This window comes from Rhizomonospora bruguierae (assembly GCF_018397995.1).
Classification (GTDB): domain Bacteria; phylum Actinomycetota; class Actinomycetes; order Mycobacteriales; family Micromonosporaceae; genus Rhizomonospora; species Rhizomonospora bruguierae.
In genome coordinates this window covers 1-7,501 of record NZ_BBQH01000109.1, presented here as the reverse complement: position 1 = coordinate 7,501, position 7,501 = coordinate 1, and the positions used below count along the sequence as shown (strand labels likewise).

Genomic DNA, 7,501 nt, shown 5'->3' with positions numbered 1-7,501 from the left:
AAACCCAGTGCGGAACACTTCACCGCCGAACTGGCCGAGGTGCGCGGGCATCCTGGGCACCATCGGGCGGCGGAACTCATCCGCCGGGCCTGGCGGACCCGCCGGCCGGACGACCCGGGTGCCGGCCGGCCGTTCCAGGAGCCCTATTCGCTGCGCTGCGCCCCCCAGGTGATCGGTGCCGTGCTCGACCAGTTGCGGCTACAGGAGAGCGTGCTGGTCACCGAGGCCAGGGGGTGCACCGACAACCCCGTGGTGGCCGGCGGCCGGATACACCACGGGGGCAACTTCCACGCTGCGCCGATCGCGCTTGCCAGTGATCAGCACGCGGTCTGTCTGCACCAACTCGCGTACCTGCTGGAGCGGCAGCTCGCCCTGGCGGTCGATCCGCACCGCAATGGCGGACTGCCGCCGCTGCTGGCCGCCGACCCAGGCCGCACCAGTGGGCTGGCCGGGGTGCAGATCGCGGCGAGTTCGCACCTGGCGGCGATCCGGCAGGCCGCCTACCCGGCCTCGTGCACGCCGGTGCCCACCAACCTCGGCAACCAGGATCACGTTCCGATGGCGCTCAACGGCGCCAACGCGGTCGCCGCGATGCTCGACCGGGCCTGGTGGATAGCCGCCTCGGTGGCGCACGCCGTGACCGTGATAGCCCGGATGCGCGGGCACGGCGATGCGGGCCTGTGGCCGGAGCACACGCCCGAGCTGAGCACCGACCGACCGATGGCGACCGCCGTCGCCACCCTCGCGACGCGGCTGGAGCAGGACTTCGCGCCACCGGGTGAGCCGGGGGCCGACGATTGGACGAGCCGATGACCGGCCGGATCGACAACCCGGCCGGCGACACCGTCACCCCACTGGAGGGGCACCTCGACCGCTACACCTCGGCCTGTGCCCTCCGACCGGACCCAGGCCAGGCCGAGATCGTGGTCAGCGCCGCCGTCGAGGCGGGCTGGGGTAGGAGCTGAGATGACCGGCACCACGATCACCCCGCCGCCGGTGACGGCTCCGTCCGTCCGGCTCTGGCGGCACGCCGACTTTCGTCGGTACTGGCTCAGCCAGGCCGTGTCACGCACCGGCGTCAACGTCGCCGAACTGGTACTACCGCTAGCGGCGATTTCGATGTTCGACGCCAGCGCGCAGGAACTCGGCTGGATCAATGCCGCGGCATTCGCGCCGTACCTGCTGATCTCCCTGCTCGCCGGGGTGTGGATCGACCGGCGACGCAAGCGAACCCTGCTGGTCATCGCCGAGGTCGGCCGCGTTGTGGCGCTGGCCGCGATCCCGGCGCTCGCCCTGGTCGGGCTGATCCACGTCGACCTGCTGATCGTGATTGCCTTCCTGCTGGGCGTCTGCGCGGTGCTGTTCGACGTCTCCGGGTCGGCCTATCTACCCTCGCTGGTCGACCGGGACCAACTGCTTGAGGGCAACAGCAAATTGCAGGCCAGCATCGTGGTCACCAACTCCGGCGGACCGGCGCTGGGCGGTGTGCTGGTGCAGGTGCTGGCGGCGCCGATCGTGCTGGGAATGAGTGCGGTGACCAGCCTGGTGTCGCTGCTCGCCCTGGCCGGCATCCGCCGGACCGAGGAACCGCCGCCCACCCCCGCGGGCCGGCGCCGCACGGCGGCGGAGATCGGCGAGGCGCTGAGGTTCATCGCCCACGACCGGTACCTGCGCTTCCTCACCGTACGCTCCGGCGTGAACAACCTGTTCTTCATCGCCCGCAACACACTGTTGCCGCTGTTCGTGCTGCAGGTGCTCGGCCTGAGCAGCGCCGCGCTCGGCCTGGTCCTCGGCGTCGGCGCGATCGGCGCGCTGGTCGGCGCCGGTCTGGCCAGGCGACTCGCCGACCGGCTCGGCCCGGGGCGGGTAATCGCGGTCGGGTACGGATGTGCCTCGGTGGTGCAGATCCTGCTGCCCGCCGCCGGCGGCCCACCCGCACTGGCGCTGGGCGTCCTGCTGCCGATGTTCTTCATCAGCGGCATGTTCATGACCGTCGGCAACACCAACGTGGCCACCCTGCAGCAGATGCTCATCCCGCGCCGGCAACTTGGCCGGGTGATCGCCGGCATGCGGACCGTGACGTGGGGCAGCATGCCGCTCGGTGCGCTGCTCGGCGGCACCCTTGGTGCCCTCATCGGGATCCGGGAGACGTTGACGCTGACCGCCGTGGGCTTCTGCCTGTCCGCCCTCTGGATTGCCTTCTCACCGATCGCCCAGCTGCGCGAGATGCCCGCCGCGCCGCAAGACTGAAGGAGCCGTTATGGAGCTGCCGTTTCGCACCCCGCGGGCGCAGGCTTTCGTGCTCACCGGAGCGTTCCGGGTCATCTGCCGTAACCACCGTTACCTCACCGAACTGGCCCGGCGGGGCCTGCGCGTTCTGGTGCTGTGCCCCGATACGTCACGGACGCAGGCCGAGGCGGTGCTCGGCCAGCCCGGCCCAGCCGCCGACCTGATCACCGAGGTCGCCTACGCCACGGGCGGAATGGACCGGGAGTCGTCGTTCAATCCCGATGTGCTGGCGGTGGTGCAGGACTGGCGGGAACGCTACGAGGTGATCGGTCTGTACGCCATGGAGGAGATGCTGGTCGAGCCGAGCGGGCTGGCCGCCGACATCCTTGGGCTCCGCTCGCCCGGACTGCGGGCCAGCCGGGCCTGCCGCAGCAAGTACCTGCAACGCGGCTACCTGCCCGAGTTCAGCCCGCCAACGGTGCTGGTGCCGCCCGAACGGCGCGGCACCGTGGACCTGGACGCGCTTAAATACCCGGTGGTGGTCAAGCCGGCCGCCCGCCACGCCAGCTCCGGAGTCCTGGCGTGCGAACTCCCCGACGAGGTCGCCGGCCTGCTCGGCGGGTACCCGGCGCACGAGACCCTGTTGATCGAGCAGCGGGTGGCCGGCCAGGAGTTCTCGGTAGAGTCGCTGGTACGCGACGGCGAGGTAAGGTTCGCGGCGGTCACCCGTAAGGAGACCACCGAGACGCACGAGCGTACCTTCGTCGAACTGTCCCACACGCTGCTGCCCGGCCCGGTCCGGGTCGGCGGGCGGGACATCAGCGCACTGCTCACCGACGCCAACCGGCGGGTCCTTGCCGGACTGGCGTTCGAGGACGGCGTCACCCACTCGGAATGGCGGGTCACCGACGCCGGTGAACCCTTTCTGATGGAGGTCGCGGCCCGCACCCCCGGTGACGGCATCACCGCGCTTTACCACCTGGCCTGCGGCATTCCGATGGAGGAGCCAATCATCGGGATCGCGCTCGGCGAGCCAATCGACTATCCCCTGCCTCGACGGTGGGCCCGCCAGGTGTACCTGGAACACCGCCCCGGCGTGCTGCGGGACGTCAGCGTGGACTGGCCGGACGCGCAAGTGCATTGGCTCGGCGAGGCCGACCTGTGGCCACCCGTACGCCCCGGTCAGCCGGGTGACCCACCGGCACTGCGGTCAGTGTTGGTACTTCAGCCCCGGGGCAGCGAACTCGGCCACCTCACCTGCTCGGACGATCGGGCGGTCACCTTCCTGATCGACGCGGACAGCGAGGCTGACCTGGACCGGCTGGAGGAGCGAGTCCGTGCCGCCGTCACGATGACGATCGAGTAGGGGCGGTCATGTTTATCACCACCGTCGTGGCCGACGCGTTCGCCACCAAGTGCTACCTCGTGGCCGCTGCCGAGGGGGCCGACTGCGTCATCGTCGACCCCGGCTACGGGGTGGCCGACCAGCTCGACCCGGTCCTGAAGCGGCACGGCCTCACCCCCCGAGCGGTGCTGCTGACCCACGGCCATCTGGACCACACCTATTCGGTGACGGCCATCGAGGCCGCGCACCGCCTGCCGGTCTACCTACATCCGGCCGACCACTCGATGCTGATCGACCCGTTCAGCGGGCTGGGCGACGAGTTCGGCCCACAGTTCGCGCGGGTGCTCGGTCCGGAGTGGGCCTGGCGGCAGCCGCACGACGTGCGCGCCCTGGGCGACGGCGACCTCCTCGCCCTGGCCGAGCTGGAACTGCGGGTCGACCACACGCCCGGACACACCCCCGGCTCGGTCATGTTCAACCTGCCCGGCGACCGGCGCGCCGAGTCGTACTGCCTGGTCGGCGACACCCTGTACGCGGGCACCATCGGGCGTACCGACATGCCCGGCGGCAGCCGCGCGCAGACGCTCACCTCGCTACGCGGCCTGCTGCGCAAAGCCGACCGGACGGTCCTGCTGACCGGCCACGGCGAGGACACCACGGTGGGCCGGGAGCGGGTGGAGAACCAGTTCATGGTGCAGGCCGCTGCCTGGGACGGCACCGGTGAGACGCCGCAGACGATCATGGGATGGCGGCCCGGGCAGCGAGTCTGATCCGAATTGGCGGTGTTCATCGATTCGGTCGACCAACGCACGTATTCTCGGCCTAGCCATGAGGTGCGCACGACGGGTGACGAGCCTGAGCCCAGGCTAGCGCTGTAGCGTGAGCAGACCCGGCCGGTATGGCAGCATGCCGTAGTCGCCCCCGGAGTTGGTCGCGCGTCCCTGATACAGCAGCTGCACATTGCATGGGTCGACGGTCATGGTCTGATCGGGATTGTTGCGAACCAGATCGCCATGGCTGATGTCATTGGTCCAGGTGGCGCCGCTGTTGGCCTTGCCGGCGAAGGGGCTGCTCTCGGTTGCGGCCTGCGGTGTCCAAGAGCCTGAGAGGCTGGTTGCGGTGAACGAGCGGAAGTATCTCCCGTTGGCGCCGATTGCTTCGACGATCATGAGGTACTGGTTCTGGCCCTGGACTTTGTAGACCTGAACGGCCTCGAACAGGTTGTTCGTTGTGTCGCTCAGGACAACGGTTGAGGAAGTACCGAAGCTGCCTGGAAAGTTGCCGATCGGCATGCTGGCCCGGTAGATCTTTCCGTTGTCCCCGGCAAAGAAGAGATACATGTTCGTGCCGTCGCCGATCAGTGTTTGGTCGATCGGGCCGGTGCTGGAGTCCGAGATGGTTCCGGAGAAGAGCGCGCTCGGGGATGACCATCCGTTCGCGTTGGTGGGATCGGTTGATGTCCTGTAGACGAAAGCGGTCGCGCCCCATTGGTAGGCAAGTATCCAAACGTTTTTCGGGGTGAAGTAGAATAGCGTGGGCGCAACGGTGGAAGAGGACATCATGTTCTGGGTGGTCGTGGCCATGTCGGGCCAGTTGACAAAGAGGCCAAAGTTCATCGAGCCCCAGGTCGTTCCCGTGTCGTGAGTTGTCGCATAGACGAGATGTTGGCCGTTGTAGACGACGGTGGTGAAGTCCTTGAGCGAGACCCAGCCCGATTTCGGGTTCGCGAGCGCTCCCGTGGACGTCCAACGGTACGTGGCGGGAAGAGTGCACGAGCCGCTCGTGGAGTTGTTAACGAACGATGCATCGTCGATATAGAAGCTGTCGGTGCCGGCGGCCGTCTCTACATACAATGTTGCGGACGACAATGCTCCCGTCCAGGACACGGTTGCGGTGCCGGTCAGGTGCGTCCAACCGGCTGCGTTAACCGTGCCCTGTGCCAAGGTGGTGTAGTTCGTCGTCCCGTTGGCCGTCACTTGCAAAGTGACTCTGCCGGTCGGGGTTCCGTTCTGCGTCCTCATCCATACGCTCGTCGTCAAGCTGGCGCCATTATAGGGATGCAACACTCTGGGCGGGCCCGTTCCAGGTAGCCGTGCGGCCGGTGTGCAATAGCGAACGCGTGCCGCCGTGGACGACGCTCGTGCTCGATGCCAATGTTCCGGCGCCGAAGGTGGACCATCCGGTCGTGCCGCTCTCCATGTCGGCGTTCGTCAGTAGGTTCCCGCTCGCGGCGGCGGTATGGACCGATACCGTCACCAGCGAAGCCAGCGCCAGGACGACGGCGAGAATGAACGAGCTAGTTCTGATGAACCTATTCCTGTTCACGCTAATACTCCTACTGCTGTAGTCGATACGCTTCCGCCGTGGACGCGCCGGCGTTGGTGTCGGTGCCGAAGGCGGACTATCTGCTCGCCCCGGATTTGATGGTGCCGTTCGTCAGGATGTTCCCGTCGGCGCTTGCGCCGTCGCCGGCCCCGGCGATGTTCGCCTGCACCGAGTTGTTGGTCGCGTCGGACGGGTAGCCGGCCCACGCGCCAGGGCACCTCCGGCGCGAGCGACGTGCCGAAGGTGCCGTGCATCGGCCGAGGCGGTGGAATTGGTCAGCCCCAGAACGCGATGGATTGCCGGCCGAGGGACTGTTGGCCGGTGGTGTTGGCGTGGCAGCCGTCCTGGACCTCGTTGGGGTGCAGTAGGAACGAGCCCGGGTAGCGCACGTTCTGTGACGAGTCCGCGCCCGCCTGGCGCGCGAGGCTGTCGGTCAACTGCGGGCCGTTGGCGCCGGCCAGGAAGCATGTCTGGCCGGCGTCGTAGAGGGGCTGACCGGTGATGTAGATGCTGGCACCGCTGGCCGAGTGCTGGCGCGCGTTGGCGATCAGGCGCTTGACCTCGTCGTAGGTGGCACCCTGCTGGGCGAAGATGCAGATCTGCACCCATACGGCGGTCGGGCGGCCGAGCCGGGCGGCCTGCTGGTCGAACAACTGCCAGGCGCTGGAGTTGGGGTCGGTCCAGTTCTGCACGACAAGGCCGCCGGTGCCGTACGGACCCCACATGCGCTTTCCACCCACCGCGACGTAGCCCTGGGCGACGTTCTCACCCATCGAGCAGCCGATGAAGCCCATCGAGTTCGCGGCCCCGCCTGGCGGCGTCGTCGGTCCGGTGGTCGGTCCGGTTGTGGGTCCGGTTGTGGGTCCGGTGGTCGGACCGGTGTTGCCGTTACAGGTCACACCGTTGAGAGCGAACGTGGTCGGTACCGGGTTGCTGCCGTTCCAGGAGCCGTTGAAGCCGAAGCTGGTAGTGGCGTTGGTACCCAGGTTGCCGTTGTAGCTCACGTTCCGGGCGCTGACCTGCGCTCCGCTTTGGGTGATGGTGGCGTTCCACGCCTGGGTCACCTGCTGGCTGGCGCCGAACGACCAGGTCAGTGTCCAGCCGCCGAGTGGGTCGCCGAGGTTGGTCACATCGACGTTGGCGCCGAAGCCGCCCTGCCACTGTGAACTCACCGCATAGGTAACCCGGCACCCGGCGGTCGCGGCGTGCGCGGTCGCCGATACCAGGGCGGCAGCGACCAGTGCGAGCGGCACGGTGGCCGCGGCGACCAGGCGTGGCCCGAGTCGGCGTACGTGAAGGCGCATGGTGGTCCTCCCCATGGTCCTGTATCGACAAACATCGTTGCTATCATGTGACAGTCATGTGCGTCCGGTCAAACAAAATGTCGAACTAGATGACTCCGTTGGAGGCGCTTGTGGTGCTTGTGCCCTTACTCCACCGGCTTCTGTCGACTTTCATGTCCAGCGTTTGCCCGCCTCGCTAGCGCAGAACTGTCATGCGTGAAGGTGTAGCGATGCATCAATGATCCGCCGGCCCGGCAGGGCCATACAATTTGCCGATGCGCACGAATCGCTGCCGGGCCGACGACCGCTCCGGGCATGG

The 7,501-nt window shown here is 67.8% G+C and carries 9 protein-coding genes; 6 read left to right on the top strand and 3 right to left on the bottom strand.

Features of this window, described 5'->3' with window-relative positions; translation table 11 throughout:
• The 5 genes from KJS59_RS29935 to KJS59_RS29915 all read left to right on the top strand — a co-directional run.
• Positions 1 to 813: aromatic amino acid lyase (locus KJS59_RS29935; protein WP_213457243.1), on the top strand; the 813-nt coding region annotated here is incomplete at its 5' end.
• Positions 810 to 965, top strand: a complete 156-nt coding sequence (locus KJS59_RS29930; protein ID WP_213457241.1) for a hypothetical protein — start codon at positions 810 to 812, stop codon at positions 963 to 965. The genes KJS59_RS29935 and KJS59_RS29930, both read left to right, overlap by 4 nt.
• 1 nt (position 966) lies before the next feature.
• Positions 967 to 2,250 carry an MFS transporter gene (locus tag KJS59_RS29925; RefSeq protein ID WP_213457239.1) on the top strand — a complete coding sequence of 428 codons (1,284 nt, stop codon included), beginning with the start codon at positions 967 to 969 and terminating at the stop codon, positions 2,248 to 2,250.
• Positions 2,251 to 2,260: 10 nt separating this feature from the next.
• Positions 2,261 to 3,595 (top strand): ATP-grasp domain-containing protein, encoded by a 1,335-nt coding sequence (locus tag KJS59_RS29920; protein ID WP_213457237.1) that lies wholly within the window; start codon positions 2,261 to 2,263, stop codon positions 3,593 to 3,595.
• 8 nt (positions 3,596 to 3,603) lie between these two features.
• Positions 3,604 to 4,344, top strand: coding sequence for an MBL fold metallo-hydrolase (locus tag KJS59_RS29915; protein WP_213457235.1), 741 nt, complete (start codon positions 3,604 to 3,606; stop codon positions 4,342 to 4,344).
• 96 nt (positions 4,345 to 4,440) lie between these two features.
• Here the strand turns inward: KJS59_RS29915 and KJS59_RS29910 are convergent, their stop codons facing one another.
• Both KJS59_RS29910 and KJS59_RS31630 read right to left on the bottom strand, forming a co-directional pair.
• Positions 4,441 to 5,595, bottom strand: coding sequence for a non-reducing end alpha-L-arabinofuranosidase family hydrolase (locus tag KJS59_RS29910; RefSeq protein WP_249715142.1), 1,155 nt, complete (start codon positions 5,593 to 5,595; stop codon positions 4,441 to 4,443).
• 28 nt (positions 5,596 to 5,623) lie between these two features.
• Complete coding sequence (locus tag KJS59_RS31630) at positions 5,624 to 5,773, bottom strand: carbohydrate binding domain-containing protein (protein ID WP_249715144.1); 150 nt, start codon at positions 5,771 to 5,773, stop codon at positions 5,624 to 5,626.
• A 164-nt stretch (positions 5,774 to 5,937) separates the two neighbouring features.
• Here KJS59_RS31630 and KJS59_RS29895 point away from each other — a divergent pair, with 164 nt between their 5' ends.
• Positions 5,938 to 6,096, top strand: coding sequence for a hypothetical protein (locus KJS59_RS29895; protein WP_213457233.1), 159 nt, complete (start codon positions 5,938 to 5,940; stop codon positions 6,094 to 6,096).
• 78 nt (positions 6,097 to 6,174) lie between these two features.
• Here KJS59_RS29895 and KJS59_RS32400 read toward each other — a convergent pair whose 3' ends face one another.
• Complete coding sequence (locus KJS59_RS32400; protein ID WP_376771306.1) at positions 6,175 to 7,203, bottom strand: cellulose-binding domain-containing protein; 1,029 nt, start codon at positions 7,201 to 7,203, stop codon at positions 6,175 to 6,177.
• Positions 7,204 to 7,501 lie beyond the last annotated feature (298 nt).